The following is a 26,813-nucleotide window of genomic DNA, read 5'->3' on the forward strand; positions in this document are numbered from 1 at the left end:
AATGGCTGTTTGCCGGGTACTTCAGTCTGATTAAGGCAGCTTATACGCAATCACATAGTCACCGCGATCCGGCGAATTACGCGCCCCGCCCGCGGTGATCAGCAGATACTGCTTCCCATCCACCGGCGATTTGTAGCTGATTGGCGTGCTCTGACTGCCCACCGGCAGGCGGGCTTTCCACACTTCTTTCCCCGTTGACGTATCGAACGCGCGCAGGTAGTAATCCTGCGTTGCAGCGATAAACACCAGGCCGCCCTGGGTCGCCATGGTGCCACCGATGGTCGGCATACCAATCGGGATCGGTAATCCCATCTTCACGCCAAACGGACCGGTATCTTTCACCGTGCCTACCGGCACCTGCCAGGCAACTTTCTGCGTTTTCAGATCCACTGCCGTCAGGGTGCCAAACGGTGGTTTCTGACAAGGGATCTCAATCGGCGACATAAAGCGCACTTTGGCGTTGATGGCGTACGGCGTGCCGGATAACGGTACCGGACGGCTGATGGCAGCGGCTTCGTTGCCGTCATTCTTCGCGCCCTGGATTTCCGGCGAGGCCGGGATTAGCTGCACTTCCAGCCCGACGCGCATGTCGTTAATAAACAGGTACTGATTCACCGGGTCAATCGACAAACCGCCCCAGTTCATACCGCCTAACGAGCCCGGCAGGTTCAGCGACGGGTCATCGCCCGGCGGGGTAAACAGGCCGTTGTAACGCTTGGATTTAAACTCGATACGGCAGATCAGCTGGTCAAACGGCGTGGCACCCCACATGTCGGACTCTTTCAGTACGTCTGCGCCAATGGTCGGCATCCCGACAGAGAAAGGCTGCGTCGGAGAATAGATCTCTTTCGGGATCTGACCCTGGGTGACGTTGCGCTCTTCGACTTTGGTCAGCGGCTGACCGGTGGCGCGATCCAGCACAAAAAGCTGGCCGGATTTGGTGCCAAAAATCAGCGCCGGGGTGGTTTTGCCATCCTTAGCCGGGAAGTCGGTAAAGGTCGGCTGCATCGGGACGTCAAAGTCCCAGAGATCGTTATGAACGGTCTGGTAAACCCATTTCACCTTACCGGTGCTGGCGTCTACGGCCACCATCGAGGCACCAAACTTACGATCCAGGGCGTTGTGCTTCACGCCCCACAGATCCACTGCCGCGCTGCCGGTCGGCATATAGACGGTATTGGACTGCGGATCGTAAGACATCGGCGCCCACACGTTCGGGGTGGAACGGGTGAAGGTCTCGTTACTGGCAGGCGCTTGCTGGTCGTCCGGCTTGCCCGGATCGAAAGCCCAGCGCAGTTCGCCGGTGATCACGTCAAAACCGCGCACCACGCCGCCCGGCATATCGGTGGCGACGTTATCCGCGACGCGACCGCCAATCACCACGGTGGTGCCGGCTAATGTTGGGGCGGAGGTCGGATAGTAGAGGCCGGTATCCGCGCCTTTACCCATCTGCGCGCTCAGGCTGACGCGGCCGTGATTGCCGAAGTCTTCGCAGAACGCACCGGTATCCGCATCCAGGGCAACCAGTTCCGGGGTCACGCTGTTCATGATGATGCGGCGTGTGCACTGGGCATCCGCAGGCATCGAAACAGCGGCCACCGGGGAGGAGCCCGGCAGGGTCGGCTGCTGTAGCGGGGCCTGGGCATCAAAGTAAGCCAGCCCGCGACAGCGCATCCACTTTTTCTGTTTGGCGTTGATCTCGGTTTTCCACCGCTCTTTGCCGGTGGTGGCATCGACCGCAATCACGTTGTTGTGTGGCGTACAGAGGAACAGCGTGTTGCCAATCTGCAATGGTGTCTGCTGATCTTCCGCGCCGCCGCCGTTCGGGCTGACAGGAATATCGCCGGTGCGGTAGGTCCAGGCCACCTGCAGGTCTTTAACGTTATCGCGGGTGATCTGGTCCAGCGCCACAAAGCGTGATGCGCCCGGGGTGTTGCCGTAGTTGGCCCAGTCGCGCTGTTCTTCGCCAGGTTTGACCGGAGTGAGCGGCAACGGCGCGCCCGAGGCGGTGACTGGATCGTGCGGGACAAACATGCCCCCCACGGTGGCGGCAAAGGCAATTGCCAGCACCGCCGCAATCGCGCCTGCACCTTTCCAGCACGGCGTTTTACCGGCGCGGCGTAACAGCGCAGGTAAGGACAGCGCCACCAGAATGCCAATGCCCGCGAGGGTTAACAGACGCGAGACCAGCGGCCAGAAATCGAAGCCGACATCCCACAAGGCCCAGATGGCGGTGCCCACTAACACCACGAAGTAGAGAATGGCACCGCTCAGGCGCTGGCGCAGAAGTTGCACACCGGAGATAACCAGCAGGCAACCGCTGATCAGAAAGTAGGGGCTGCCCTTAACGCTGACCAGCTTCCCACCGTAGTAAGCGAAGAATATCCCCATCGCCAGGATGACGACGCCCAGAATCCCCAGCAGCACGGCTGCGGTTCTGGATAATTTTTGGACGGACATAAATGTTCCCTGATGTTGGCAAAAGTGCTTGAGTGAAATCACTCAAAAGTGATGATTTATAATCTAAGGCGCGCGATTGTACAACAACCAGGTAACAATATATTTACCAGAATTAGCCTTCTCAACGGCCGGGCAGAGAGGCGGCAACCTTGCTATCATCGGGCTATCTCAGGCAGATCAAGGAATAACAGCGATGGTTAACGTGCGTGAAGCAAGGGCGGAGGATTACGACGCATGGCTCGCCCTGTGGAAGGGTTATCTGAGTTTTTACGGCACCGACCTCGAAGCGGCGGTGACCGTCGCGACCTGGCGTCGGGTGTTGTCCGCGGATTCGGGTCTGTTCTGCCGACTGGCTGAAAGCGAGCAGGGCGTGGTGGGTTTCGCGATTTGTGTGCTGCACGAAGGAACCTGGGTGACAACGCCGCTGTGCTATCTGGAAGATTTGTTCGTGGCTGACGCGGCGCGCGGCAAGGGGGCGGGCAGGGCGTTGATTGAAGCAATCATTGAGGAGGCCCGGGAAAAATCATGGTCTAAGGTCTACTGGGTCACGCGGGAAGGCAATCCGGCCCGCGCGCTGTATGACCAGTTGGCGGTTGTGGATGATTACGTTCGCTACCGGGTGACGATTTAATCTTCACACCGAGGGGTGAGGGGGGTTGTAGGCCGGGTAAGGCGTAGCCGCCACCCGGCGATGTCGCACTCCCTTTTTAAAGCGCCGGGCGGCACTGCGTTTGCCCGGCCTACGTGGTTAGTCAATCAACGCATCAATCGCCACGCGGCCGTCCAGCGTTTGCAGCCAGCGCGGGGCGTTCAGCGTGTCAGCGTAGAAGTTCACCAGTTCATACAGCAGTCCTTCCATCACCTTTGCCATATCGCTTGGCAGTGCATTGCTGATGAGCAGCTGCGTGAGCGTCTGACAATACTGCCCAAGCTGCTCGCTTTCTGGTTCAAATGCGGGAAGACGGGAAGGGAGATCGTTAAGAGTGAAACGCTCTACCAGATGCGGCGGAATGGGCTCGTTGAGCGTCGGCTGTAATAAAGCGAGACAGGCAGAAAGACGGGCGCAGAGCGCCAGCTTTTCGGCGGGATCGTCGCTTTCCAGTAGGGTGTGGGCAAAGCGCTCACAGTGATCTGCCAATTCGGTGAAGTCGGTGGTGTGGGAGAACGGGGCGGTAAATAAAGAATGATCAAGGGTGGTGATAGTCGCCATAGTGGCAGCCTCCGATAAAGTAAGTGGATCCTGTGACTTTATCGGGAGGTCAATCCCGGCGCCTGATTTTGCAGGCGCAACAGGAAGATACTGCGGGGAGATCGCAGCGACAAGCCGCAAAAGACATTCCCTGAAGGAGCCTCGCAAAAATTTTGATGCGCTGTTTTCAGACGTTGTAGGCCCGGTAAGGCGAAGCCGCCACCGGGCGCTGCCGCGCTCCTCGCATAAAGCGCCGGGCGGCACTGCGTTTGCCCGGCCTACGGTTTTGTAGGCCTGATAAGCGCAGCGCCATCAGGCGTTAAACCCGCGAACCCCACAGGTCATATTCGTCAGCGTTTTCAACTTTTACGCGCACGATATCACCCGGTTTCACCTTAGTTTCACCGTTCAGGTACACCGCGCCGTCGATTTCCGGGGCATCGGCCATGCTGCGGCCAATTGCGCCTTCTTCGTCCACTTCATCGATGATGACCAGAATTTCGCGGCCCACTTTTTCCTGCAGACGCTCAGCAGAGATCTGCTGTTGCAGCTGCATAAAGCGGTTCCAGCGCTCTTCTTTCACCTCTTCCGGCACCTGATCGGCCAGCTCGTTGGCGGTCGCGCCTTCGACCGGGCTGTACTTGAAGCAGCCCACGCGATCCAGACGCGCTTCGACCAGGAAGTCGAGCAGCATCTGGAAGTCTTCTTCGGTTTCACCCGGGAAGCCGACGATAAAGGTCGAGCGCAGGGTCAGATCCGGGCAGATTTCACGCCATTGCTTAATGCGCGCCAGCTGGCGATCGACAGAGCCAGGACGCTTCATCAGCTTCAGGATACGCGGGCTGGCGTGCTGCAGCGGGATATCCAGATACGGCAGGATCTTGCCTTCGGCCATCAGCGGGATCACGTCGTCGACGTGTGGATACGGATAGACGTAGTGCAGACGGGTCCAGATGCCCAGCTTAGACAGCTGTTCGCACAGGCCGACCATGCTGGTTTTCACCGGCTCGCCGTTGTGGAAACCGGAGCGGTGTTTGACGTCCACGCCGTAAGCAGAGGTGTCCTGGGAGATCACCAGCAGCTCTTTCACGCCCGCATCGGCCAGACGTTTGGCTTCTGCCAGCACTTCACCAATCGGGCGGCTGACCAGATCACCACGCATAGAGGGGATGATGCAGAAGGTGCAGCGATGGTTGCAGCCTTCGGAAATTTTAAGGTAGGCGTAGTGACGCGGGGTCAGCTTCACGCCCTGTTCCGGCACCAGGCTCAGGAATGGGTTGTGCTGTGGTTTTGGCACATAGTGGTGCACATGTTCCAGCACCTGCTCGTAGCTGTGCGGGCCGGTAATTTCCAGCACCTTCGGGTGGACTTCGCGGATTTGATCCACTTTGGCACCCAGGCAGCCAGTGACAATCACTTTGCCGTTTTCGGTGAGGGCTTCACCGATGGCTTCCAGTGACTCCTGAACGGCGCTGTCGATAAAGCCGCAGGTGTTAACGATCACCATGTCGGCGTTTTCGTAGGTGGGTACCACGTCATAGCCTTCGGTGCGCAGTTCCGTCAGGATCCGTTCGGAGTCCACCAGGTTTTTCGGGCAGCCGAGAGAGACGAAGCCGATTTTCGGCTGGTGTGTAACATTGCTCATAGGTTAAAAATTCATCATTTATAGTGTTATCAGGGCGGGATTTTACAGAGTTCCACGGCGGATTTATAGCGATCTGTGCATTGGATGAACCGGAAAGACCTTTACCGGGCAAAATTGCATGCCATAAAAGTGCGATTTACATGTAAGCAGTAAATGCTGTAAAAATTAATAATTTAAAATCAATGTATTATAAGAATATTGGGCGGCTTAGAATTACTTATCCCGGCTTTAAGCCCCCCTTATTGGATAAGCCAAACAGATATTTTATCTTTCACTCCGTCGCTAACCCCTACGAGGTATATATGAGAGATGTTTATCTGCAATCGAAATTAGAAATGGCCAAAACCCTTCATGCGTACGGTGTGGAGTTGTCCTGTATCTCTGTCGCAACAGGTCTGACCCAGCCCAAAATAATGGCTGAATTAAAAATTGTGGCGGAAGATGAGTTTACTAAGCATAAAGTGAAAAAATACTAAATGTATTCAGTGGGATACGTTAACGCTAAAGTCGCCCAGCAAGGCAGAGATGATTTTGTCGATCTCTTTTCTGGCACTGGAGTAAAGGCTGAACTGCGGCAGAGTAAATGGCGTATCCACTCTTTTCAGGCCATACATGTCGGCATAGGTCGAAAAGATCATCTCGGGAATTATCCCTAAGCAGTTGGTCTTTGAGACAATAATCAGTATCGAGGCAAAAGAGGTGGTAAGCAGGCAGCGCTCACTGGAGCGAAATTTTTTATCGACGATGCTGCGGTGATAAATAATCTTTTCGTTTTTGGTGTTGTAGCCCACCAGGTTGGCATTTCTGAATATCTCTTCGCTGATCATATCCGGGTAGTGGGAATGCTCCCGAGAGGCAATAAGCACCAGTTTCATATCATAAATCTTATGGCACACGATATTGCTGTTCTCCACCGAAAACGTCGAAAACACCACATCGGCCTGGCGCATGTTCAACAATTCGGTGATTTTCGCTTCGTTCAGATCCGCTGTGCGGTGCAGCAGGCTGATCTCAGAATTGATGGCGAGGATCTTCTGGGTGAGTTCCGGCACCACCAGAGGCGAAATAAACGCCTCGGTATAAAGCGTCAGCCTTTTCTTTTTGACCAGCGAAGAGAGCGGCTGCAGGGTCGACAGCTTGTCGATAATCGGCAGAATATTATCGTACAGTTCATCTGCATAGACGGTGGGCAGCAGGATGTTGCCGCTGCGCACAAACAAATTATCCCCCATCAGTTCTCGCAGTTTTCGCAGCGACTGGCTGACCGCCGAGGCCGAAATATCCAGCATATCGGCCACTTTCGAGATGCTTCCCACGCTGTAAATCAGACAAAAGAGCGTCAGCAAATTCAGATCGATTTTGGTTAACGAACAGATTTTGTCTGATACCGGGATCGTTGCCATAGGCTCCTCTGACCTGCGCCGTAGTGACCACCTGTAAAAATAGCCGACGGTAACGCCCCACGCGGTGCAAAGAAAGTATGATTTTATCCGACCAGAGGGCTTGCCCCTGCGCTTGCCGCGCCGCTCCTCTGTTGTAACATTGTAAATTATGTTAAGCAGTTACGATTTATTGATGTGAAGCATTAAACTGTACGAAAAATAGACATACTCTGATCTTGTTCAAAGCTGACAAAGGGGGGAAAAAGCATGACCGTTGACAGACTGAAACGCGATCTTCTTAACAAGATGATTAACGCCCGCATCGATCTCGCGGCGTATCTGCAGTTAAGGAAAGCGAAAGGGTATATGTCAGTCAGCGAAAGCGACCATCTGCGTGATAATTTCTTTGAATTGTGTACATATATGCGTGAGAAAGCACCTGTCCTGAGAGAGCATTGCGACGCCGACGAGCAGGCTATCCTGTATCGTGCCGCCGGAGCGCTCACCACCGCAGGTGTTTGCATGATGACGGGTTGTCATGACTGCCCGACATATATCGCCGTCAACGCAGAGAAGCTGGAAAACTGTCTGAATGAATTAACGCTCTGCATCCAGTATCTGAAATCACATACTCCTCTGATTCAGATCTGATCCCGGGGGAGGCAACTCCCCCATCTGCTTAAGCTTTTGTAAAAGTGATATCGCCCCTTCCCTGAATGGCTAACCTTATGCCATACATCGAAAAGGAGTGCGTTATGCGTCGAACCTCGCTTATTTCCCTGCCATTGTTGCTTATTTCCGCCTCGCTGTTTGCCGCGCCTGCCGAGGTTAAGGTCGCGGTTCTGCAAAATAAACTCGATCATCCCTGGGCGCTGGCCTTCCTGCCGCAGGATCAGGGGATGTTGATCACCCTGAAAGGCGGCCAGCTTAAGCGCTGGCAGGCCGGGAAAGGGCTGTCCGAGCCCATTGTGGGGGTGCCTAAAGTGTGGGCCACCGGGCAGGGGGGCTTGCTCGACGTGGCGCTGGCACCAGACTTTGCCACCTCCCGCAAAGTCTGGTTGAGCTATGCCGAAGCAGGCGATGACGGCAAAGCGGGCACCGCGGTCGGCTTCGGTCGTTTGAGCGAGGATAACTCCCGGCTGGAGGCCTTTAAGGTCGTCTTCCGCCAGCAGCCAAAACTCTCTACCGGCAACCACTTTGGCGGCAGGCTGGTGTTCGACGGCAAAGGCTACCTGTTTATTGGCCTCGGCGAAAATAACCAACGGCCGACCGCACAGGATCTGGATAAGCTGCAGGGCAAAGTCGTGCGTCTGACCGAGCAGGGCGCAGTGCCCGACGACAACCCGTTTGTGAACCGCCAGGGCGCACGCCCGGAAATCTGGTCGTACGGTATTCGTAACCCGCAGGGGATGGCGATGAACCCGTGGAGCAACACCCTGTGGCTCAACGAGCACGGGCCGCGCGGCGGGGACGAGATCAACATCCCGGAGAAGGGTAAAAACTACGGCTGGCCACTCGCCACTCACGGCGTTAACTACAGCGGGTTGGCCATACCGGAGGCAAAAGGTGAAACGGCCCCGGGCACCGAGCCGCCGCTGTTCGTCTGGAAAAAATCTCCGGCGGTCAGCGGAATGGCGTTCTATAACAGCGACGTGTTCCCGCAGTGGAAAAACAAATTGTTTATCGGTGCCCTGAAAGAGAAGGATGTGATTGTGCTGAACGTCAGCGGCAATACGGTGACGGAGGAGGGGCGCATTCTCGGCGATCGCGATCAGCGGATCCGCGATGTGCGGGTCGGGCCTGACGGCTATTTATACGTGCTGACCGATGAATCGGACGGGCAGCTGTTAAAAGTCAGCCCGTCCGGGACCTGAATCAGGTGACCGGGATCATCACCACCTGACGGTACGCTGGGCGCTCTGTCAGCAACGCCAGCCAGCGTTGCAGATGTGGGCGCTCGGTCCACTGCAGGTCGACGTTGGTCAGGTTCCAGATTAATGGCGCGATGGCAATATCACCCACGCCAAACTCGTCGCCCGAGAACCACGGCTGGGTTGCCAGCACCGCATCTAACTGCGCGAACAGGGGTTCACAGGCCTCTTTGGCGGCATGAATGGCCGGGTAATTACGCTCGGCTTCCGGGGTGCGGACCAGCCCCATCAGGATCCCGCGATGAGCCGGGGAAAGCGTCTGGCTGGCCCAGTCCATCCACTTATCGCCCTCGGCGCGTTTCGCCGGCGCATCAATCCACAGGCGGCCCTGACCATACTGTGCCGCCAGATAGCGCACGATGGTGTTGGATTCCCACAGCGTAAGGTCGGTTTCATCATCGCGCAGCAGCGGCACCAGCCCGTTCGGGTTCATTGCCAGATAGTCGGCTTCTTTATTCACCCCGTGCTGCAATCCCGCCAGAATCTGCTTGTACGGTAAATCCAGCTCTTCCAGCGTCCAGAGCACCTTCTTAACGTTGGTTGAATTATTCCTGCCCCATAGCGTAATCATAATTACCCCTTATAAGTGAAAGACGAATTCCGGATGTGCGTTCGCGCATGTGGCTCACATGGTGGGATAAACCTAACAATTACGCAACAGATGAGAAAAAAATCGACCTGGTCAAAGCGTATCGGGTTGTTATTGCATAAACTTTAAAAACTTTACGTGGTTAAGGTTTTTTTAAGTTCATTAGTACGTTATTACTCTTCGCTTCTTGCGACACGGTAATGGTGTGGCGTGATTTTTGGAAAGGACATTCGGGTGGCTTTATGATGCGAAAAACAACTTCTTTACGTGGTCTGGTGGCGGGTTCTGCGCTGCTGGTCCTTTTTGCACCTTCGCTGTACGCAGCGGAAACGGCGGCACCAGAAGCCCCGCCCGTTGATGCGCGCGCCTGGATATTGATGGACTACGCCAGCGGCAAAGTGCTGGCAGAAGGTAATGCGGATGAAAAACTCGATCCGGCCAGCCTGACCAAAATCATGACCAGCTATGTCGTGGGGCAGTCGCTGAAGGCGGGCAAGATCAAGCTCACGGACATGGTGACGATCGGTAAAGACGCGTGGGCGACCGGCAACCCGGCGCTGCGCGGTTCGTCGGTGATGTTCCTCAAGCCTGGCGATCAGGTTGCCGTTTCTGACCTCAATAAAGGGGTGATTATTCAGTCGGGCAATGACGCCTGTATCGCGCTCGCGGACTATGTCGCCGGCAGCCAGGACTCCTTCATTGGTTTGATGAATGGCTACGCACAGAAGTTAGGGCTGACCAACACTACCTTTAAAACCGTCCACGGGCTGGACGCGCCGGGCCAGTTCAGTACTGCCCGCGATATGGCGCTGCTGGGCCGGGCGTTGATTCATGACGTGCCGGAAGAGTACGCCATCCACAAAGAGAAAGAATTTACCTTCAACAAGATCCGTCAGCAGAACCGCAACCGTCTGCTGTGGAGCAGCAACGTCAACGTCGACGGGATGAAAACCGGCACCACCGCAGGGGCAGGGTATAACCTCGTAGCCTCCGCGACGCAGGGCGATATGCGTCTGATCTCGGTGGTGCTGGGCACCAAAACCGACAGGATCCGCTTTAACGAATCGGAAAAACTGCTGACGTGGGGCTTCCGCTTCTTCGAAACCGTCACGCCGATTAAACCGGATGCCACCTTTATCAGCCAGCGCGTGTGGTTTGGCGACAAGAGCGAAGTTAATCTTGGCGCGGGCGAAGCGGGCTCGGTCACCATTCCGCGCGGCCAGCTTAAAAACCTGAAAGCCAGCTTCACCCTGACCGACAAGCAACTGACTGCGCCGCTGAAAAAAGGCCAGGTGGTTGGCACGATCGACTTCCAGCTGAACGGTAAATCTATTGAGCAGCGTCCGTTGATGGTGATGGAAGCGGTCGAAGAGGGCGGGTTCTTTAGCCGGATGTGGGATTACGTGCTGATGAAATTCCACGGCTGGTTTGGAAGCTGGTTCTCGTAAAAAATGAAAAACGGCAACGTCGGTTGCCGTATCATTGTGTGCGTGGGTTATCCCGCTTAAAAATTAAAATCGCGGTAGACGTCTGGGATGATGAACCCGTCTCCGCGCATGCGTAGCATCAGGTTAATCAACGCATGATTGAACATATAAAGTCGTCCATCTGCCCCATCTTCTACCTGCGTAAGATTGTCGATCATCCAACTGATGGCTGACTTGTTTTCGTAGCAAGCCGAAGGTTCAAAAAGCTTATGTGCATGCCCAGCCTCACCCAGCATCGTTAGCGCATAGGCCAAAGTGTAGGGGCGGTTGATTTCATCTTCCCCTTTAATGAGGTTAGCGCCTCGTTCAACTCCTTTTCCCTGCCTCGTAACGCGATGACATAATAGAGTTCAGAAACCAAAGCCTGTTCTTTAAACGTCGAGGGGTAATAATCAATGATGGCCTGGCTGAAAGGGTCGTCATAACTTTCTGATGCGAGCAAAATATACGGGGTGAAAAAATTAGCGTTTTTTACGCCGTCACCAATGCTTAACGCGCCGCTGGCCACTGCGGCGTTAATCATGCCGAAACTCTCTCCACCGTACGCAATAAACTGAATATGCTGATTTTGCTGTTGCGCCTCGGCATAAAATCGGGCTGCCAGGGCGAGATTATGGGTGAGGAAGCTGGCACCGATAAACCCCTGTCGTTCCATTTTACCTTCAGGTAGTGTTTCCGGCGTAATCAGCATCTTTCTGGGCTGGTCTCCGTACCCCATTGCTACCGCCGCGTCACGGTATATTTTCTCGATGACTTTATTTCCTGTTTGCAGCAGACTATCGCCAATATCCTGATAACCCGCTCGACTTCCTAAATCCGGAAAAAAACCTACTATATTATTTCCGTTTGTCACATACTTTTCATTCATTTTTAAACACCCCGTGTATATTACAGATTAGCATTGACCTTCTATAAGGAAGGTGCATTTCCGTCAGCCAAAACCAGAATGTAGATAAAGCATGGAATAAAAATACTGTTATAATGTTCTATCGTGCGTTATGTATTAAAATGTTGTTAAGCAGGTGAGGGTTGTTATTTTACTCTCACCCGATTTATAGAGTTGCGGGGACTAATTATCCAAATAAAGCATTATCAGGTGGGCTGCCCGTAAAATTTAGCCTTTTACCTGGCTGGTTTTCAGAACGCTACTAAAGCTGCCAAGAATAACCACCATCAATGCAATCAAACTCAGCAACGCGCCTACCCATAACGGTGAGACAAAACCATAACCTTTATCCAGAGCCATGCCGCCAAGCCAGGCACCGAGGGCGTTACCGATATTAAACGCGGCAATGTTGGTTCCGGAGGCAACCGTCGGCGCATCGCTGGCATACTTCATCATGCGCAGTTGCAGCCCCGGCGCGGTGGCTAATCCAACGGTTCCCATCATCAACAACAGGATGACGGTCATTATTTGGCTCTGGGCAAACAGAGCGAACGCCGCCATCACCAGTGTGAGAAGCAGTAGAATGGTACCGAGCGATTTGTTCAGCGATTTGTCTGCGGCTTTGCCGCCATAGATATTCCCCACAAAGGTTCCTAAGCCAAACAGAACCAGCAGCCACGGCACCATCTGCGCGGTAAAACCAGAAACCTGCGTCAGAGTAAAAGCAATGTAAGTAAATCCACCGATGACACCGCCGAAAGACAGCACACTTAGCAGGGCGGAAACCCACACCTGCGGACGATTGAAGACGGCGAACTCGCGGCCCAGGTTAGTATCACGATGGGCAGGCATAACCGGTATTAACGTCCGGATACCGACTATGGTTATTAGACCAATGATCGCCAGTGCCCAAAAGGTCGTGCGCCAGCCTAGTTGCAGTCCGACGAAGGTTCCCAACGGGACGCCTACAATATTGGAGACGGTTAGTCCCGCAAACATTAGTGAAATAGCCGCACCTTTTTTATCGGCCGCTACCATGTCAGAGGCCACCACCGCACCGATACTGAAGAAGGCACCGTGACACAGTGCCGCTACAACTCGGCCAAGGAGCAGCGTTTCGTAACTGGCAGAGAGTGCGGAAATAAGATTACCAACAATAAATAAGCCGCTTAAAAGCAACAACGTTAAGCGGCGCTCCATGCGGATCATCACTGCGGTTAACAGAATGGCACCTAGCGCTACACTGATTGCATAACCGGAGACTAAATATCCCGCTACTTGCTCAGTGACATTAAACTCAGCGGCAATTTGCGGCAGTAAACCTACAATACCAAACTCTGTCAGACCGATCCCAAACGCACCAAGCGCTAAGGCAAAAAGTCCCGTAGGCATTTTTCTACTCCTGTTTTTTAGGTGGTAATTTAAATAAGGATGAATAATTCAGGCCACTATTTAACTGGCTTTAAAATAATGGTGTCGCTTACGCTTCTCATTAGGGCTAAGGAAGAATGAATATTATGAATTTGTTAGGTATAGTAGAAATTAATTATTATAATAGCTGGTATTACAATGGATAATCTTAAGAGACTGGATTTGAATCTGCTGTTGACGCTGGATGCTTTACTAAAAGATCCGAACGTCACGCATGTAGCCCGCAAACTGAATCTTTCACAGCCCACCATCAGCGTGCAACTGGCGAAGCTGCGTAAAAGTCTTGACGATCCGCTGTTTTTACCGGGCCCACGAGGTATGCGTCCTACCGCTCGGGCTGAACTGTTGCGCGCGCCGCTCGGCCAGGCACTGGCGCTGCTTGATAAAGCGATCTCTTCTCCCGGTCCATTTATTCCCGGCGAAGCTCTCAATACCTGGCAGGTGATTGCGGCGGATTATTGTGAAAATACAGTACTGCTGCCAGTGCTGAAAAATTTACGTTTTGAAGCCCCAGGCACCCGGCTGGCCGTGTTGGAAAATGCCAATTCACAGATTGCTCAGGTTGCCGGTCAGGATAAGGTCGATCTGTTCTTTCATATTCGGGAGGAGTCACCGCAGGGTCTGCGCTGTCGAATGCTATTTAGCGAACGCTACGTGCTGGTTAGCCGGGCCGGTCATCCATGGCTAAAATCAACACCTTCGCTCAGGCAATTTCTCGAACTGGATTTTGTGATGATTTCACCCGATGGCGGCGGTTTTTGGGGAAACACCGATATCGTGCTGTCGCAGATGGGATTAAGCAGGAAAGTGGTGCTGTCGGTTCCGCATTTTATGTTTGCGTTATTTACCATCGCCACCACGGACCTGGTCGGTATGTTACCGTTACGGTTGGTCAGAGATAATCCGCAGCTACAATACTTCGCTCCGCCGGTCGACATTCCAGGCTTTGAGATGAATATGCTCTGGCACGAACATCTGCATCGTGAACCTGCGCATAAGTGGCTGCGGGAGCTGGTGGTGCGGTCTCTGCAAGAGAGCGAAAATGGATGAAGTGCGATCGGCAGCATTGCCGGGTGGCGGCTCCGCCTTGCCCGGCCTACAAAACCCTGTAGGCCCGTGCAAGCGTAGCGCCGCCGGGTAATAAACCGCACTCAGTACATCAATTTAATCTGCTGCGCCTTCGCGTAGGTCACCATTTCCTCATCCGGGCGGCAGTCGCTGACGATCGCATCAAAGTGCGAGAGATCGCCCATTCGTGCCGGGCGCACTTTGCCGATCTTGCTGTGATCGACCACCAGTACATGATACTGCGCCATGCTCATTGCCCACTGTTTTACCGGCAGCTCATCCAGATTGAAGCAGGTCGCACCCTGGCGGACATGCACGCCCGCCGCCGAATAAAAAGCGATATCGGGGCACAGGTTATTGAGCGTGTCCTGCAGGTTGAGCGGTTTGAAAATAGCGTTGCTGGCATGGAATTCGCCGCCGCAGAGAATAACCCGGCACTCGGGCTTTTCCTGCAGGGCGAGAAAGGTGTTCAGGGAGTAACAGACCCCGGTAAACGGCAGGTCGCTATCAATGGCTTCGATGATCCACGGCGTGGTGGTGCCGCAGTCAAAAAACAGCGTCTGATGGGGCTGCACCAGCCCGGCGGCCAGACGCGCCGCTTTGCGCTTCTCTTCTACCAGACGGGTCTTTTGATCGCTCAGTAGATAGTGGCCGGCGCTGCGTGGCTCAAGGACAATATAGCCCCCAAGCAGCACAACCGGCCCACTCTCACTGTTGAGGTCGCGACGAATAGTCATTTCCGAGACACCCAGCAGCGCGGCGGCTTCTTTCAGGTGCAGTTTATCGCTGCGCTTGAGCGCATTTATCAGTTGCGTCAGGCGTTCGTCGCGTCGTGTTTCCATAGTTCCTCGGAGCAGTATATGAACCCCCGCTGCGCAGGGGGCTCAAGTGTAACCTGCGGGACCCGATTTAGTCACGTATCCACCCTTTGCGGATCGGCAGCGCAAAGCAGATACGATACAGCTGTGACAGCCGCTGATAGAGGGCGTTGCCGCAGACATTCCACAGGATCTGCGCGCTCAGACAGCCCAGCAGCCCGACCATCATTCCGCCCAGCATATCCATCGGCCAATGGACCCCAAGATAGACGCGGGACCAGGCGATAGTGCAGGCAACCATCATCAGTAGAATGCCTGACCACACCCGATGCCAGAACAAAAACGCCAGCGCAAAGGTAAAAATGACGGTGCCATGATCGCTCGGGAAGGAGTCGTCCGCAGCGTGATGCAGGAAGTTATAGCCTACGTGATCGACAAACGGCCGGTCGTGAGGGAACAGGTGCCCCAACAGCCACGAGGCCAGCAGGCTTATCGCTAACGCCATCGCAATTTTAATCACCAGTTGGCGCTGGGCGGCAACCTGCCTGCGTGGCCCCCACAGCCAGAGGATCACCACCAGCGCAGGCACGATGGTGATCAGATCTTTGGCAATAAAAATCGCCAGTCTGATACCCCATTCGGGCGACGCCGGGGTGGCGTTAATCAGATTAAACAGTCCGTAGTTGAGATTCTCTAACATAGCCTCGTCACTTTTTTGCAAACCAGGTGGAGATCAGGCCGTAGGCCACCACCTGAGAAAACCAAACCCACCAACCTGCCCACAGGTTATGGGAGAAAAAATGCGCCCCGCGCATCACCTGGCCATAGCCCATCACCAGGCCAAGCACCACACCGGCCGCCACCATGCACCACGCCAGACGCGGACGCTCGCGCCAGAAGGCGAAAAACAGCCCCATCACTATAAAGCCGCTGGAGGAGTGCCCGCCGGGGAAACAACGACCCGGGCCGCTGTGCTCGGGTACCGCGCCAAACAGGGGATACGACACCGCGTCACCGCCGTACTCGAGCAAATCCCAGGGGCAGCTGTGATGGCTAACCGCCTTCAATGCGCCGACAACCAGCGCCCCGAGCCCCATCAGCAGAGCGGCGGTGACCAGCCGGGCATTGCGTCGGTACGCCCCGTATAGCAGCGTGCAGGCCGCCACGGCGATGATCAGATATTTCGCCAGGCGATGGTTTATCAGATCCAGCAGGGCATTATTCTTCAGCGGAAAGTGCAGGCTCGCGGCGTCAAACCAGTATCCGGTCAGCAGCCTGTCAAAGCCCTCATCCCGCGATAGCCAGCTGAAAACGGCCGCCAGCAGCACCAGCGTGAGCAGCTGAACACCATAAAAACGCAGCGGCAAAGGGTAAAGCGATTTTGTCTTAATTGTCTTTAACTTAGACAATTCTGAAGCGGAAGCCATTTGTGTCATAATCAGGGTCGACGACGGGAAAAACCCAAGCATACGGATGCCAACTTAAGGAAACCTTAAACGACGGCGATTTGTGCGTTATTTCTGAAGGCCCGCGCGAATCTGCTATCGCTGGCTCAGCCATTTCATTACACTCTGCGCGATTTTTTATCGGATATTGAGACTCCATGCAAAACCGTTCTTCTGCCGGCACTCGCCTTGGGCGCCAGGCGTTGTTGTTCCCCCTGTGTCTGGTGCTTTACGAATTCTCCACCTATATCGGCAACGATATGATCCAGCCCGGTATGCTGGCAGTCGTAGCGCAGTACAACGCCGGGATCGAGTGGGTGCCGACGTCGATGACCGCCTACCTGGCGGGGGGCATGTTTTTACAGTGGCTGCTCGGGCCGCTGTCGGATCGTATTGGCCGCCGTCCGGTGATGCTGACCGGGGTGGTGTGGTTTATCGTCACCTGCCTGGCAACCCTGCTGGCGCAGTCGATCGAACAGTTTATGGTGCTGCGATTCTTGCAGGGCGTCAGCCTGTGCTTTATCGGCGCAGTCGGTTACGCCGCAATCCAGGAGTCTTTCGAAGAGGCGGTGTGCATCAAAATCACCGCCCTGATGGCCAACGTGGCGCTGATTGCGCCGCTGCTGGGCCCGCTGGTGGGGGCGGCGTGGGTTCACGTTGCGCCGTGGGAGGGGATGTTTGTGCTGTTCGCGGCGCTGGCGGCGATCTCGTTTTATGGCCTGTACCGCGCGATGCCTGAAACCGCTACCCGCCTCGGTGAAAAACTGTCGATGCAGGAGCTGGGACGCGACTATAAAGCGGTGCTGAAAAACGTCCGTTTTGTGGCGGGCGCGCTGGCGATCGGCTTTGTCTGCCTGCCACTGCTGGCGTGGATTGCCCAGTCGCCGGTGATCATCATCAGTGGCGAGAAGCTCAGCAGCTACGAATACGGCCTGCTGCAGGTGCCGATTTTTGGCGCACTGATTATTGGCAACGTGGTGCTGGCTCGCCTGACCTCGCGGCGGACCGTGCGCTCGTTAATCATCATGGGCGGCTGGCCGATTATGATCGGGCTGGCGGTAGCGGCGGTGGCGACGGTCGTGTCGTCCCACGCGTATCTGTGGATGACTGCCGGGCTGAGTATCTATGCGTTCGGGATTGGGCTGGCGAATGCCGGGCTGGTGCGTCTGACGCTGTTTGCCAGCGATATGAGTAAAGGCACGGTGTCGGCGGCGATGGGCATGTTGCAGATGCTGATCTTCACCGTAGGAATTGAAGTGAGCAAACACGCCTTCAGCAGCGGCGGCAACGGCCTGTTCAGCCTGTTTAATCTGGTAAACGGCATCCTGTGGCTGGGGCTGATGTTTGTGTTCCTGAAAGACAAGCAGGTGGGCGGGTCGTTACAGCCGGAGTAAGTCGACGTTTTGCCGGGTGGCGGCTTCGCCTTACCCGGCCTACGCAACCCGTAGGCCTGTGCAAGCAACGCGCCGCCAGGCACTGCTCCTTAGTTGAACGGGGCTTCGCGTTTCAACACTTTATCTATCACCGCCAGCACCCCTTCGTCATTGTTGTGCGGCGCTTCATAGCGGGCGACCGCTTTGATATGATCCCGGGCATTGGCCATGGCAAAGCCAAACCCGGCCTGGCCCAGCATTTCAATGTCGTTACCGCTGTCGCCAAAGGCGACCACTTCGTGGTCTTCAATCCCCCACAGCTGTTGCAGCAGACGCAGGCCATTGGCCTTATGCACGCCCGGCAGGATCAGGTCGATACTGCCGTACCCGGTGGCTACCGGCACCATAATGTCACTCAGCTTCTCGTGAATCATGGCCTGGATACGCGGGATCTCGTCGTCGGGCACGTTCAGCCCAAACTTGAAGAAGATGTCGTTGAAGTGCTCGAAGTTATCCACCTTTTCCAGCCGGTGATAATACTTCGCCGCGATATCGTGGAACGCGTCGTCATAGGTTTTCAGGGTGTAGGCACTGCCTTTACCGCAGGCGATCACTTCCACTTCCGGTATGGAGCAGAGGAATGCTGATACGGTGTTGAACTGCGCCTGGGTCAGCTCGCCGTTGAAAACATCTTCCCCGGCATTGACCACCCAGCCGCCATTTTCGGCGACAAAAGCGATTTCATGCGCGATCTCCGGGAAAAAGGAGATCAGCTGGTAGTACTGGTTGCCGCTGGCGACCACAAACCGTATGCCCTGTTCCTTCATCTGCGCGTACTGACGCAGAAAACGCGCGCGATTGTACGCTTTCGCGTCGTTCAGGAAGGTACCATCCATATCAACTGCAATCAGTTTAACGCTCATATCCATTCTCCATGGCAGATTTAGCCTGCGAATCCGGTTTGGCAACCGCTCTGGCGACCAGGGCGGCAATCATCACTAATCCTAATACCACTAACATGGCGCTGCGCAGCCCGTAATGTTCGCCGAGGAAGCCCAGCAGCGGCGGGCCAACCAGGAAGGCGAGATAGCCGGTGGTGGCCACTACGCTGACGCGGGTTGGCGCATCCGGGCCGGTATCGCTGGCGGCGGAGATGGTCAGCGGGAACCCGAGCGAAGCACCCAGCCCCCACAGAATTACCGACACGCCCGCCACCCAGTCGACATCGACAAAGATGATTAACGCAATTCCCAGCCCGCCCATCAGGGCACTGGCGCGCACCACCGCAACCCGGCTATAGCGGTCAATAAACCAGCCGCCGGTAAAGCGACCTACGGTCATGCCAAGCGTAAACCCGGCGTAAATCAGCGAGCCGGAGGTCGGGCTAAAGCCGTGGCCGTCCACCATCAGCAGCGGCAGCCAGTCGTTGGCAGAGCCTTCGGCAAAGGCCATCGCCAGCACCACCACGCCAATCAGCATCAGCTGCATATCGCGATAAAACGGTAATCCTTTCTCACCGGCCTGGGCCTCATCCACCGGGTTTTTGCCGGTGCCGTCCGGAATGTAGACGATCCCCAGCAGGACAGGGGCAAGACAGACCAGACCCGCCAGCAAAATATGGATATTGGCGGCGATGCCTGAAGCCGTCAGCGCCATGCCGACGCCCGCGCCCGCCAGCGTACCGAGGCTGTAAAAACCGTGCATCATCGGCAGCACGGTTTTGTTCATCTCGCGCTCGATGGTGGCACCTTCAACGTTAATCGCCACTTCGGCGGCACCAAAGCTACCGCCGAATACCGTCAGCCCGAGAGCAAAAATCAGCGGCGAGGCCATCCACAGTGCGGCGCTGAGAATAATCATACCGACTATCGCGCAGCACATGGTGGTGCGAATCACTTTCCGCGTGCCGTAGCGCTTAACCAGCCACGCCGAACAGAGGATGCCACTCATCGAACCGACAGACAGGCCAAATAATACGATGCCCATTTCCGCCGTTGAGACCGACAGAATATCGCGAATAGCGGGGGTACGCGTGGCCCAGGAGGCCATTAACAGACCGGGGATAAAGAAGAACATAAACAGCGCCCACAGGCGGCGCTGCAGGATTTTGCGCGATGAGATGACGGTCATGATTTCAGCACCAGAAGGAAAACACTGGCGACAACACTAGCAAGTTTGTGTACATTTGTACATAAATGCGCTGAGGTAAAAATGAACAGAAGACCTAACGATCCGCTGCGGCGGGAAAGGATCCTGCAGGCCACGCTGGACACCATCGCCGAACACGGCCTGAACGCCGTCACCCATCGCAAAATCGCCAGCTGTGCCGGCGTACCGCTGGGATCGATGACCTACTATTTTACCGGGATGGATGCGCTGCTCGAAGAGGCTTTCACGTGGTTTACCCGGCAGATGTCGGTTCAGTATCGTGAGTTTTTTGCCGGCGTCAGCGGCCCGGAAATGGCCTGCGATTCTATCACCACTCTGATTTATAGCTCTGAAGTTACCACCCCGCGCAGCATGGAGCTGATGTATCAGCTTTACGCCTTTATGAACCGTAGCGCGTCGTTAAAAGCCGTGATGCAGGACTGGATGAAAACCAGCCAGACCACGCTGGAGCAGTGGTTTGACCCGGTCACCGCCCGGGCGCTGGATGCCTTTATCGAGGGGATGACGCTGCATTTTGTCACCGACCGACAACCGCTCACGCGGGAGGAGTTAAGGGCGATGGTGGGGCGGATTGCGGGCGAGGGATAGTTGTCACGGGAAGGGCTGCCCAAAAAAAAATCTCCACAAATGTAAATTTCTGTGCAATTTATCGCTGCGGACTATTTTCAATCCTCTGATTTTTCTGCATTAAAAATCCACTTCAGGTTTCTCTTCTCCCGGCAGGCAACAAAACGCAGAGGGATACGCTACGCTTTTTAAAACCACCCTGCGGCAAGCGTTTTTACCTCTTCTGCGGAAGTCGCGACCCTAACACCGGGAAGTCCCTATGACCCAAAGTCATGAAGATGATGTAAAAGTGCTGCTGTCGGCGTTTGAACGGCGTCTTGAACAACTGTTGCCCGAGGGGCAGCAAGAGGGCCTGGTCTACGCCGCCATGCGTGACGCCACGCTGGTCGCCGGCAAGCGAATGCGCCCCTTGTTGCTGCTGCTGGCAGCGACGGATATGGGCTACAAAACCGAGCAAACGGGCCTGCTGGATCTGGCCTGCGCCATTGAGATGGTGCACGTAGCTTCCCTGATTCTGGATGACATGCCCTGCATGGACAATGCGATGCTCAGACGCGGGCGTCCGACGGTGCATTGTCAGTATGGTGAACACGTCGCGATCCTCGCGGCGATCGCGCTGCTGAGCCACGCTTTTTGCGTCATCTCACGCGCGCCTGCGCTGACGGCCGAGGCAAAAGCGCGGGCTATTGCTGAACTCTCGGCGTCGGTGGGCCACATGGGGCTGGTGCAGGGCCAATTTCGCGATCTGAATGGCGGCCGGCAGAGCCAGAATCCCGATGAGATACTGCTGACCAATGAGTTGAAAACCAGCAGTCTGTTCAACGCGACCCTCCAGCTGGCGGCCATTGCGGCCGACGCCTCGCCTCAGGTCAGCGAGCGCCTGCGCTTTTTCGCCCGCGATCTCGGTCAGGCTTTCCAGCTAATTGATGACCTGACGGACGGCTCCACGGCCACCGGCAAAGACCCCAATCAGGATAAAGATAAATCGACGCTGGTCGCGGTGCTCGGAGCGGAAAGCGTTTTTCTGCAACTGCGAGAGCATGTGCGCAGCGCCGACCAGCATATCGCTAGCGCCTGTCAGCCGGGAAATACCACCCGGCACTTTGTTCACGCCTGGTTTGAAAAACAGCTCACGCTTATCAGTCAGAGCCTGTCGTTATCCCTGTCGGAGTGCCAATGAGCAGCCTGTCGCAACGTAAAAGCGATCATCTCGATATCGTCCTGAACAGCGCACCCGGCGCAAAAAAGTGTACTAACGGCTTTGAAAAATGGCGCTTTGGACACTGTGCCCTGCCCGAACTGCATCTTGATGATATCGATCTCTCGACCTCGCTGTTTGGCCGAACCCTTAACGCGCCGCTGCTGATAAGTTCTATGACTGGCGGCACCCGGCGAGCGAGCCAGATCAACCAGCATCTGGCCCTTGCCGCTCAGGCGCTGGGGCTGGCGATGGGGGTAGGCTCTCAGCGCGTGGCGCTGGAGAGTGAAACGAATTATGGCCTGACGCGCGAACTGCGCGCTTTTGCGCCGGACGTGGTGCTAATGGCCAACCTCGGCGCGGCGCAAATCGCCGGTCGACAGGGCATCGACTACGCGCAACGTGCCGTTGAGACGCTGACGGCAGATGCGCTGATTATCCACCTCAACCCGCTGCAGGAGGCGCTCCAGCACGGGGGCGATCGCAACTGGAGCGGGGTGATCGATGCCATTCAACGTACCGTCGAGGCGCTGCATGTCCCGGTGGTGATTAAAGAGGTGGGCAGCGGGCTGTCGGTGCCGGTTGCCCGCCAGCTGGCGGCGGCAGGCGTGGCGATGCTGGATGTCGCCGGGGCGGGCGGTACCAGTTGGGCGGCGGTCGAGGGTGAACGCGCTGTTAACGCGCACGACCGGGCGGTGGCGATGGCCTTTGCCGACTGGGGGATGCCGACCGCGACGGCATTACAGGATCTGCACCAGGCGCTGCCCGATATGCCGCTGGTGGCCTCGGGCGGCATCGTCGACGGTATTGAGGTGGCCAAAGCGATCCGCTTAGGTGCCAGCGTGGTGGGGCAGGCGGCCGGGGTGCTGCAAAGCGCGTTAACCTCCAGCGAGGCGGTCATTGACCACTTTCAGGTGATCATCGCCCAGCTGCGCGTCGCCTGTTTCTGCACCGGTAGCGCCAACCTGGCGCAGCTGCGTCAGGCCACGCTGATGGCGCAATCGTAATGGCGCAAGTGTGGGACATTATTTTAGCCGGCGGCGGGCTGGCCAACGGGCTGATCGCGTTACGCTTGCGCCAGCAGCGCCCGGAACTGCGCGTCCTGCTTCTTGAAGCCGACAGCCAGCCCGGAGGGAATCACACCTGGTCGTTTCATCAGGGCGACATTACCCCCGCGCAGCAGCAGTGGATTGCGCCGCTGGTCGTGCATCGCTGGCCGGGATACGACGTCCGTTTTCCTGGCCTGAACCGGACGCTCGCCGGGGAGTATTGTAGCGTCACGTCCGCGCGGTTTGCCGCCGTCCTGACCGAAGCCATCGGCATCAACCTGCACACCCACGCCGTGATCACTGCGCTCACCCCGGAAAGCGTCACGCTCGTCGACGGCACACAGCTGCAGGCCCGGGCGGTGATCGATGGCCGGGGCTACACGCCGGACAGGCATCTCACCATCGGCAGCCAGTCATTCCTCGGCCAGCAGTGGAATCTGAGCCAGCCTCACGGCCTGACGCGGCCGATACTGATGGACGCCAGGGTCGATCAGCAGGGCGGGTATCGTTTTGTCTATACGCTTCCGCTTTCTGCCAATGAACTGCTGATCGAAGATACGCACTACCTTGACGCCGCCCGGCTGGATCTCAGCGCTGCGCGGCACAACATTGCGGATTATGCCCGCCAGCAGGGCTGGTGCCTGGAGAGCCTGGTCCGCGAAGAGCAGGGCCATCTGCCGATAATGCTGGCGGGAGATTTCCCGGCGTACTGGGATGCGCGGGATAAGCAGCCGTGCAGCGGCCTGCGCGCGGGGCTGTTTCACGCCACCACCGGCTATTCGTTGCCGCACGCGGTGGCGCTGGCCGATGCCATTGCTGCAAGCGAAGACATCAACGCCGCCGCACTCTTTTCGGTGATTCATCTTTACGCTCTGCGCCAGTGGTACACCCAGCGCTTTTTCCGCACCCTGAACCGGATGCTCTTCCTGGCGGGAAAGCCCGATCGGCGCTGGCGGGTGATGCAGCGTTTTTACACGCTTAACGCCGGGCTGATTGCCCGCTTTTACGCCGGACAGCTGACGCTGGTCGATAAAGCGCGGATCCTCGCCGGTAAGCCCCCGGTTCCTGTCGGCGAAGCGATACTCGCCATCCTCAAACTCACTCCCCGGCTGCGAGCGTTTCACCATGAATAAAACAGTGATTATTGGTGCCGGTTTTGGCGGATTAGCGCTGGCCATCCGACTGCAGGCGCAGGGCATCGCCACGCTCCTGCTGGAGCAGCGGGATAAGCCCGGCGGACGGGCGTATGTTTATCACGATCAAGGGTTCACCTTTGACGCCGGGCCGACGGTCATCACCGATCCCAGCGCCATCGAAGAGTTATTTACCCTGGCGGGAAAGCGGATGAAGGATTACGTCGAACTGCTGCCGGTGACCCCGTTTTATCGCTTGTGCTGGGAGACGGGCGAAGTCTTTGATTACGATAATGTTCAGGCGCGGCTCGAAGAGCAGATCGGCCGCTTTAATCCGCGCGACGTGGAAGGCTACCGTAAGTTTCACGCCTACTCGCGGAAGGTGTTTAAAGAGGGGTATCTCAAGCTCGGCACGGTGCCGTTCCTCTCTTTTCGCGATATGCTCCGCGCCGGGCCGCAGCTTACCCGCCTGCAGGCCTGGCGCAGCGTCTACAGTATGGTCTCGCGCTTTATCGAGAACGAACAGCTGCGCCAGGCGTTCTCTTTTCATTCCCTGCTGGTGGGCGGCAATCCGTTTGCCACCTCGTCGATTTATACCCTGATCCACGCCCTTGAGCGTGAGTGGGGGGTCTGGTTTGCCCGCGGCGGCACCGGGGCGCTGGTGCAGGGACTGGTTAAGCTCTATCAGGATCTGGGCGGCGAGCTGCAGCTGAATGCACAAGTGACCCGGCTGGTGGCCGAGGGCGAGCGCATCAGCGCCGTGGAGTTAAACGACGGCCAGACCATCCCGACCGCGGCGGTCGCCTCAAACGCCGACGTGGTGCATACCTATGAAAAGCTGCTGGGGCATCATCCGGTGGGGGCGTCGCGCGCGGCGTCGCTCAAGCGCAAGCGCATGAGCAATTCATTGTTTGTGCTCTATTTTGGTCTTAATAAGCAGCATGACCTTGCGCACCACACGGTCTGTTTCGGGCCGCGTTATAAAGAACTGATCGACGATATTTTTCATAAGAATGCGCTGGCGGAGGATTTTTCGCTCTACCTGCATGCCCCCTGCGTCACCGATCCGTCCCTGGCTCCGCCGGGCTGCGGCAGCTATTACGTATTAGCGCCGGTGCCACACTTAGGCACGGCGGATCTCGACTGGAACACAGAAGGGCCGCGCCTGCGCGACCGAATTTTTGCTTATCTTGAAGCCCATTACATGCCGGGGCTGCGCAGCCAGCTGGTGACCCATCGCATGTTCACGCCTTTTGATTTTCGCGACCAGCTGGGGGCCCATCTGGGCTCTGCTTTTTCGATCGAACCGATCCTGCGCCAGAGCGCCTGGTTCCGACCGCACAATCGCGACAGTCGGATCCCCAATCTTTACCTCGTCGGGGCCGGAACCCATCCGGGAGCCGGTATTCCCGGCGTGATCGGTTCGGCCAAAGCGACCGCAGGATTAATGCTGGAGGCACTTTCCCGATGAACACCACCCTGATGGATCACGCGACCGACACCATAACCGTAGGGTCGAAAAGCTTTGCCACCGCTGCGAAGCTCTTTGACCCGGCGACGCGACGCAGCGTGCTGATGCTCTACGCCTGGTGCCGCTACTGCGACGACGTTATCGATGGCCAGCAGTTGGGGTTTAATGCCGCCCCGGTGGACAGCGTTCAGGCCGAGCTGCGCCTGGATATGCTTAAAATTCAGACCCAGCGCGCGTGGGAGGGGGCCGAGATGCGCGAGCCCGCCTTTGCCGCCTTTCAGGAGGTGGCGCTGGGCCACAGCATCCCGCTCCAGTTGGCTTACGATCATCTTGATGGCTTTGCCATGGACGTGCGCGAAACGCGATACCACACCTTTGATGACACCCTGCAATATTGCTATCGCGTGGCGGGAGTGGTGGGGTTGATGATGGCCAGAGTGATGGGCGTGCGCGATGAAGCGGTGCTCGACCGCGCCTGTGATTTGGGTCTGGCGTTTCAGCTGACCAATATCGCCAGGGATATCGTCGAGGACGCCCGGGTTGGCCGCTGTTATCTGCCCGCGCAATGGCTGGCCGAGGCCAACATCAACCCGCAGGCACTGGCCGAACCCACGATGCGCGAGCCGCTCGCGGGACTTGCCCGGCGGCTGGTGGCAGAAGCTGAGCCTTACTATGCCTCGGCCCGACAAGGTCTGGCCGGACTGCCGCTGCGATCTGCCTGGGCGATAGCTTCGGCGCACGGGGTGTATCGCGAGATTGGCGTGAAGGTGAGCGCAGCAGGTCCTCGCGCCTGGGATAAACGGCAGGGAACCAGCGGTGTTGAGAAGGCGGGATTGCTGTTAAAAGGGGCCAGGCTGGCGCTTACTTCTCGTTTTGCGACACAGTCTCCGCGCCCGCCTGAGCTCTGGCAGCGACCGCGCTAGCCTTGCGCTGGCGCAACGTGGCCTGCAATTTTTCGATCGACGGCGCATAGAGGAACCCAAAGGAGACGCAGTCCTCTTTGCCCCGCACCGCGTGGTGCAGTCGGTGCGCCAGATACAGCCGCTTGAGATATCCCCGGCGCGGGATGTAGCGAAACGGCCAGCGCTGGTGCACCAGCCCATCATGGACCATAAAATAGAGCGCGCCGTACAGCGTCATCCCGGCCCCAATCCACTGTAGCGGCCAGATGCCCCACGTCCCCAGCGCAATCAGCGCAATCGCCAGTACGGCAAACACCATCGCGTACAGGTCGTTCACCTCAAACCAGCTCGTGCGCGGCTCGTGGTGGGACTCATGCCATCCCCAACCCCAGCCGTGCATGACGTACTTGTGCGCAAGGGCGGCGACTAACTCCATGGCGGCAACGGTTAAAAGCACGATTACGGTGTTGTATAGGGCGAGCATGGGGGGCCTTTGGGTGGGTGGTTTCAGGTATTAAGCGTAACAGGTAATTGGGGGGGGAGGGATGGAGTGGGGGATTTAATGCTGAACAGCAGAAAACAAAAAACCCATTTATGTAAACGGGTTAGTGAAAACAATG

At 56.7% G+C, this 26,813-nt stretch carries 26 protein-coding genes; 13 read left to right on the forward strand and 13 right to left on the reverse strand.

What is annotated here, in order from left to right; all coding sequences use genetic code 11:
• Positions 1 to 30 precede the first annotated feature (30 nt).
• Positions 31 to 2,460: a membrane-bound PQQ-dependent dehydrogenase, glucose/quinate/shikimate family gene (locus M8013_RS18725; RefSeq protein ID WP_271269289.1), complete on the reverse strand. Its 2,430-nt coding sequence runs from the start codon at positions 2,458 to 2,460 to the stop codon at positions 31 to 33.
• A 193-nt stretch (positions 2,461 to 2,653) separates the two neighbouring features.
• Between M8013_RS18725 and M8013_RS18730 the strand changes: the two genes are divergently transcribed.
• Positions 2,654 to 3,091, forward strand: coding sequence for a GNAT family N-acetyltransferase (locus M8013_RS18730; protein ID WP_271269290.1), 438 nt, complete (start codon positions 2,654 to 2,656; stop codon positions 3,089 to 3,091).
• Positions 3,092 to 3,208: 117 nt separating this feature from the next.
• On the opposite strand, the gene M8013_RS18735 is transcribed toward M8013_RS18730, so the two are convergent.
• Together M8013_RS18735 and rimO are read right to left on the reverse strand one after the other, a co-directional pair.
• Entirely contained in the window at positions 3,209 to 3,670 is a 462-nt protein-coding gene (locus M8013_RS18735) for a hypothetical protein (RefSeq protein ID WP_271269291.1), read from the reverse strand.
• A gap of 298 nt (positions 3,671 to 3,968) precedes the next feature.
• Positions 3,969 to 5,294, reverse strand: a complete 1,326-nt coding sequence (rimO, locus tag M8013_RS18740) for a 30S ribosomal protein S12 methylthiotransferase RimO (RefSeq protein WP_271269292.1) — start codon at positions 5,292 to 5,294, stop codon at positions 3,969 to 3,971.
• 335 nt (positions 5,295 to 5,629) lie between these two features.
• Here rimO and M8013_RS18745 point away from each other — a divergent pair, with 335 nt between their 5' ends.
• The gene (locus M8013_RS18745) at positions 5,630 to 5,770 is read left to right on the forward strand and encodes a glycine cleavage system protein T (protein WP_271269293.1); all 141 of its coding nucleotides are present in this window, start codon (positions 5,630 to 5,632) and stop codon (positions 5,768 to 5,770) included.
• Positions 5,771 to 5,776: 6 nt separating this feature from the next.
• Here M8013_RS18745 and M8013_RS18750 read toward each other — a convergent pair whose 3' ends face one another.
• Positions 5,777 to 6,697 (reverse strand): LysR family transcriptional regulator, encoded by a 921-nt coding sequence (locus M8013_RS18750; RefSeq protein ID WP_271269294.1) that lies wholly within the window; start codon positions 6,695 to 6,697, stop codon positions 5,777 to 5,779.
• Between the two features lie 246 nt (positions 6,698 to 6,943).
• On the opposite strand from M8013_RS18750, the gene bssR reads away from it, so the two are divergent.
• Together bssR and M8013_RS18760 are read left to right on the forward strand one after the other, a co-directional pair.
• Complete coding sequence (bssR, locus tag M8013_RS18755) at positions 6,944 to 7,327, forward strand: biofilm formation regulator BssR (protein ID WP_271269295.1); 384 nt, start codon at positions 6,944 to 6,946, stop codon at positions 7,325 to 7,327.
• A 104-nt stretch (positions 7,328 to 7,431) separates the two neighbouring features.
• Positions 7,432 to 8,550: a PQQ-dependent sugar dehydrogenase gene (locus M8013_RS18760; protein ID WP_271269296.1), complete on the forward strand. Its 1,119-nt coding sequence runs from the start codon at positions 7,432 to 7,434 to the stop codon at positions 8,548 to 8,550.
• A 1-nt stretch (position 8,551) separates the two neighbouring features.
• Here M8013_RS18760 and M8013_RS18765 read toward each other — a convergent pair whose 3' ends face one another.
• Positions 8,552 to 9,178, reverse strand: a complete 627-nt coding sequence (locus M8013_RS18765; protein ID WP_271269297.1) for a glutathione S-transferase family protein — start codon at positions 9,176 to 9,178, stop codon at positions 8,552 to 8,554.
• A 260-nt stretch (positions 9,179 to 9,438) separates the two neighbouring features.
• On the opposite strand from M8013_RS18765, the gene dacC reads away from it, so the two are divergent.
• Positions 9,439 to 10,644: a serine-type D-Ala-D-Ala carboxypeptidase gene (dacC, locus tag M8013_RS18770; protein WP_271269298.1), complete on the forward strand. Its 1,206-nt coding sequence runs from the start codon at positions 9,439 to 9,441 to the stop codon at positions 10,642 to 10,644.
• 277 nt (positions 10,645 to 10,921) lie between these two features.
• On the opposite strand, the gene M8013_RS18775 is transcribed toward dacC, so the two are convergent.
• Both M8013_RS18775 and M8013_RS18780 read right to left on the reverse strand, forming a co-directional pair.
• Positions 10,922 to 11,551: a hypothetical protein gene (locus M8013_RS18775; protein WP_271269299.1), complete on the reverse strand. Its 630-nt coding sequence runs from the start codon at positions 11,549 to 11,551 to the stop codon at positions 10,922 to 10,924.
• 246 nt (positions 11,552 to 11,797) lie between these two features.
• Positions 11,798 to 12,961: an MFS transporter gene (locus M8013_RS18780; protein WP_271269300.1), complete on the reverse strand. Its 1,164-nt coding sequence runs from the start codon at positions 12,959 to 12,961 to the stop codon at positions 11,798 to 11,800.
• Between the two features lie 177 nt (positions 12,962 to 13,138).
• Here M8013_RS18780 and M8013_RS18785 point away from each other — a divergent pair, with 177 nt between their 5' ends.
• Positions 13,139 to 14,050, forward strand: coding sequence for a LysR family transcriptional regulator (locus M8013_RS18785; RefSeq protein ID WP_271269301.1), 912 nt, complete (start codon positions 13,139 to 13,141; stop codon positions 14,048 to 14,050).
• Between the two features lie 101 nt (positions 14,051 to 14,151).
• Here M8013_RS18785 and deoR read toward each other — a convergent pair whose 3' ends face one another.
• The 3 genes from deoR to M8013_RS18800 all read right to left on the reverse strand — a co-directional run bounded on the left by deoR (position 14,152) and on the right by M8013_RS18800 (position 16,322).
• On the reverse strand, positions 14,152 to 14,910 hold the full coding sequence (gene deoR, locus M8013_RS18790) for a DNA-binding transcriptional repressor DeoR (RefSeq protein ID WP_271269302.1): 759 nt from the start codon (positions 14,908 to 14,910) through the stop codon (positions 14,152 to 14,154).
• Positions 14,911 to 14,977: 67 nt separating this feature from the next.
• Positions 14,978 to 15,586 carry an undecaprenyl-diphosphate phosphatase gene (gene ybjG / locus M8013_RS18795; protein WP_271269303.1) on the reverse strand — a complete coding sequence of 203 codons (609 nt, stop codon included), beginning with the start codon at positions 15,584 to 15,586 and terminating at the stop codon, positions 14,978 to 14,980.
• Positions 15,587 to 15,593: 7 nt separating this feature from the next.
• The gene (locus M8013_RS18800; protein ID WP_271269304.1) at positions 15,594 to 16,322 is read right to left on the reverse strand and encodes a phosphatase PAP2 family protein; all 729 of its coding nucleotides are present in this window, start codon (positions 16,320 to 16,322) and stop codon (positions 15,594 to 15,596) included.
• Positions 16,323 to 16,489: 167 nt separating this feature from the next.
• On the opposite strand from M8013_RS18800, the gene M8013_RS18805 reads away from it, so the two are divergent.
• Positions 16,490 to 17,725 carry an MFS transporter gene (locus tag M8013_RS18805; protein ID WP_271269305.1) on the forward strand — a complete coding sequence of 412 codons (1,236 nt, stop codon included), beginning with the start codon at positions 16,490 to 16,492 and terminating at the stop codon, positions 17,723 to 17,725.
• A gap of 89 nt (positions 17,726 to 17,814) precedes the next feature.
• Here the strand turns inward: M8013_RS18805 and M8013_RS18810 are convergent, their stop codons facing one another.
• A complete protein-coding gene (locus tag M8013_RS18810; protein ID WP_271269306.1) occupies positions 17,815 to 18,627 on the reverse strand; it encodes a Cof-type HAD-IIB family hydrolase in 813 nt (270 codons plus the stop codon).
• Positions 18,617 to 19,834, reverse strand: coding sequence for an MFS transporter (locus tag M8013_RS18815; protein WP_271269307.1), 1,218 nt, complete (start codon positions 19,832 to 19,834; stop codon positions 18,617 to 18,619). The genes M8013_RS18810 and M8013_RS18815 overlap by 11 nt, the downstream gene beginning before the upstream one ends.
• A gap of 81 nt (positions 19,835 to 19,915) precedes the next feature.
• Between M8013_RS18815 and M8013_RS18820 the strand changes: the two genes are divergently transcribed.
• The 6 genes from M8013_RS18820 (at position 19,916) to crtB (ending at position 26,214) form a co-directional block, all read left to right on the forward strand.
• Positions 19,916 to 20,461 (forward strand): TetR/AcrR family transcriptional regulator, encoded by a 546-nt coding sequence (locus M8013_RS18820; RefSeq protein ID WP_271269308.1) that lies wholly within the window; start codon positions 19,916 to 19,918, stop codon positions 20,459 to 20,461.
• A gap of 238 nt (positions 20,462 to 20,699) precedes the next feature.
• Positions 20,700 to 21,620: a polyprenyl synthetase family protein gene (locus tag M8013_RS18825; protein ID WP_271269309.1), complete on the forward strand. Its 921-nt coding sequence runs from the start codon at positions 20,700 to 20,702 to the stop codon at positions 21,618 to 21,620.
• Positions 21,617 to 22,645 carry a type 2 isopentenyl-diphosphate Delta-isomerase gene (gene fni, locus M8013_RS18830; protein ID WP_271269310.1) on the forward strand — a complete coding sequence of 343 codons (1,029 nt, stop codon included), beginning with the start codon at positions 21,617 to 21,619 and terminating at the stop codon, positions 22,643 to 22,645. Before M8013_RS18825 ends, fni begins: the two co-directional genes overlap by 4 nt.
• Positions 22,645 to 23,820, forward strand: a complete 1,176-nt coding sequence (gene crtY, locus M8013_RS18835) for a lycopene beta-cyclase CrtY (protein ID WP_271269311.1) — start codon at positions 22,645 to 22,647, stop codon at positions 23,818 to 23,820. The genes fni and crtY overlap by 1 nt, the downstream gene beginning before the upstream one ends.
• Positions 23,813 to 25,291 carry a phytoene desaturase gene (locus M8013_RS18840; protein WP_271269312.1) on the forward strand — a complete coding sequence of 493 codons (1,479 nt, stop codon included), beginning with the start codon at positions 23,813 to 23,815 and terminating at the stop codon, positions 25,289 to 25,291. The genes crtY and M8013_RS18840 overlap by 8 nt, the downstream gene beginning before the upstream one ends.
• Positions 25,288 to 26,214: a 15-cis-phytoene synthase CrtB gene (gene crtB, locus M8013_RS18845; RefSeq protein ID WP_271269313.1), complete on the forward strand. Its 927-nt coding sequence runs from the start codon at positions 25,288 to 25,290 to the stop codon at positions 26,212 to 26,214. The genes M8013_RS18840 and crtB overlap by 4 nt, the downstream gene beginning before the upstream one ends.
• On the opposite strand, the gene M8013_RS18850 is transcribed toward crtB, so the two are convergent.
• A complete protein-coding gene (locus M8013_RS18850; protein WP_271269314.1) occupies positions 26,153 to 26,677 on the reverse strand; it encodes a sterol desaturase family protein in 525 nt (174 codons plus the stop codon). The genes crtB and M8013_RS18850 overlap by 62 nt on opposite strands.
• Positions 26,678 to 26,813: the final 136 nt, after the last annotated feature.

It is taken from the genome of Silvania confinis (assembly GCF_025564085.1).
Lineage (GTDB): Bacteria > Pseudomonadota > Gammaproteobacteria > Enterobacterales > Enterobacteriaceae > Enterobacter > Enterobacter confinis.

What these genes read in the sequence shown, in the direction of transcription:
- M8013_RS18815 (WP_271269307.1), bottom strand. Translation starts at nt 19,834, where the DNA reads ATGACCGTCATCTCATCGCGCAAAATCCTGCAGCGCCGCCTGTGGGCG.
- bssR (WP_271269295.1), top strand. Translation starts at nt 6,944, where the DNA reads ATGACCGTTGACAGACTGAAACGCGATCTTCTTAACAAGATGATTAAC.
- crtY (WP_271269311.1), top strand. Translation starts at nt 22,645, where the DNA reads ATGGCGCAAGTGTGGGACATTATTTTAGCCGGCGGCGGGCTGGCCAAC.
- M8013_RS18745 (WP_271269293.1), top strand. Translation starts at nt 5,630, where the DNA reads ATGGCCAAAACCCTTCATGCGTACGGTGTGGAGTTGTCCTGTATCTCT.
- M8013_RS18765 (WP_271269297.1), bottom strand. Translation starts at nt 9,178, where the DNA reads ATGATTACGCTATGGGGCAGGAATAATTCAACCAACGTTAAGAAGGTG.
- M8013_RS18820 (WP_271269308.1), top strand. Translation starts at nt 19,916, where the DNA reads ATGAACAGAAGACCTAACGATCCGCTGCGGCGGGAAAGGATCCTGCAG.
- M8013_RS18725 (WP_271269289.1), bottom strand. Translation starts at nt 2,460, where the DNA reads ATGTCCGTCCAAAAATTATCCAGAACCGCAGCCGTGCTGCTGGGGATT.
- M8013_RS18850 (WP_271269314.1), bottom strand. Translation starts at nt 26,677, where the DNA reads ATGCTCGCCCTATACAACACCGTAATCGTGCTTTTAACCGTTGCCGCC.
- fni (WP_271269310.1), top strand. Translation starts at nt 21,617, where the DNA reads ATGAGCAGCCTGTCGCAACGTAAAAGCGATCATCTCGATATCGTCCTG.
- M8013_RS18805 (WP_271269305.1), top strand. Translation starts at nt 16,490, where the DNA reads ATGCAAAACCGTTCTTCTGCCGGCACTCGCCTTGGGCGCCAGGCGTTG.
- M8013_RS18810 (WP_271269306.1), bottom strand. Translation starts at nt 18,627, where the DNA reads ATGAGCGTTAAACTGATTGCAGTTGATATGGATGGTACCTTCCTGAAC.
- M8013_RS18780 (WP_271269300.1), bottom strand. Translation starts at nt 12,961, where the DNA reads ATGCCTACGGGACTTTTTGCCTTAGCGCTTGGTGCGTTTGGGATCGGT.
- M8013_RS18730 (WP_271269290.1), top strand. Translation starts at nt 2,654, where the DNA reads ATGGTTAACGTGCGTGAAGCAAGGGCGGAGGATTACGACGCATGGCTC.
- M8013_RS18785 (WP_271269301.1), top strand. Translation starts at nt 13,139, where the DNA reads ATGGATAATCTTAAGAGACTGGATTTGAATCTGCTGTTGACGCTGGAT.
- M8013_RS18775 (WP_271269299.1), bottom strand. Translation starts at nt 11,551, where the DNA reads ATGAATGAAAAGTATGTGACAAACGGAAATAATATAGTAGGTTTTTTT.
- dacC (WP_271269298.1), top strand. Translation starts at nt 9,439, where the DNA reads ATGATGCGAAAAACAACTTCTTTACGTGGTCTGGTGGCGGGTTCTGCG.
- M8013_RS18750 (WP_271269294.1), bottom strand. Translation starts at nt 6,697, where the DNA reads ATGGCAACGATCCCGGTATCAGACAAAATCTGTTCGTTAACCAAAATC.
- M8013_RS18760 (WP_271269296.1), top strand. Translation starts at nt 7,432, where the DNA reads ATGCGTCGAACCTCGCTTATTTCCCTGCCATTGTTGCTTATTTCCGCC.
- M8013_RS18735 (WP_271269291.1), bottom strand. Translation starts at nt 3,670, where the DNA reads ATGGCGACTATCACCACCCTTGATCATTCTTTATTTACCGCCCCGTTC.
- M8013_RS18800 (WP_271269304.1), bottom strand. Translation starts at nt 16,322, where the DNA reads ATGACACAAATGGCTTCCGCTTCAGAATTGTCTAAGTTAAAGACAATT.
- ybjG (WP_271269303.1), bottom strand. Translation starts at nt 15,586, where the DNA reads ATGTTAGAGAATCTCAACTACGGACTGTTTAATCTGATTAACGCCACC.
- rimO (WP_271269292.1), bottom strand. Translation starts at nt 5,294, where the DNA reads ATGAGCAATGTTACACACCAGCCGAAAATCGGCTTCGTCTCTCTCGGC.
- crtB (WP_271269313.1), top strand. Translation starts at nt 25,288, where the DNA reads ATGAACACCACCCTGATGGATCACGCGACCGACACCATAACCGTAGGG.
- M8013_RS18840 (WP_271269312.1), top strand. Translation starts at nt 23,813, where the DNA reads ATGAATAAAACAGTGATTATTGGTGCCGGTTTTGGCGGATTAGCGCTG.
- deoR (WP_271269302.1), bottom strand. Translation starts at nt 14,910, where the DNA reads ATGGAAACACGACGCGACGAACGCCTGACGCAACTGATAAATGCGCTC.
- M8013_RS18825 (WP_271269309.1), top strand. Translation starts at nt 20,700, where the DNA reads ATGACCCAAAGTCATGAAGATGATGTAAAAGTGCTGCTGTCGGCGTTT.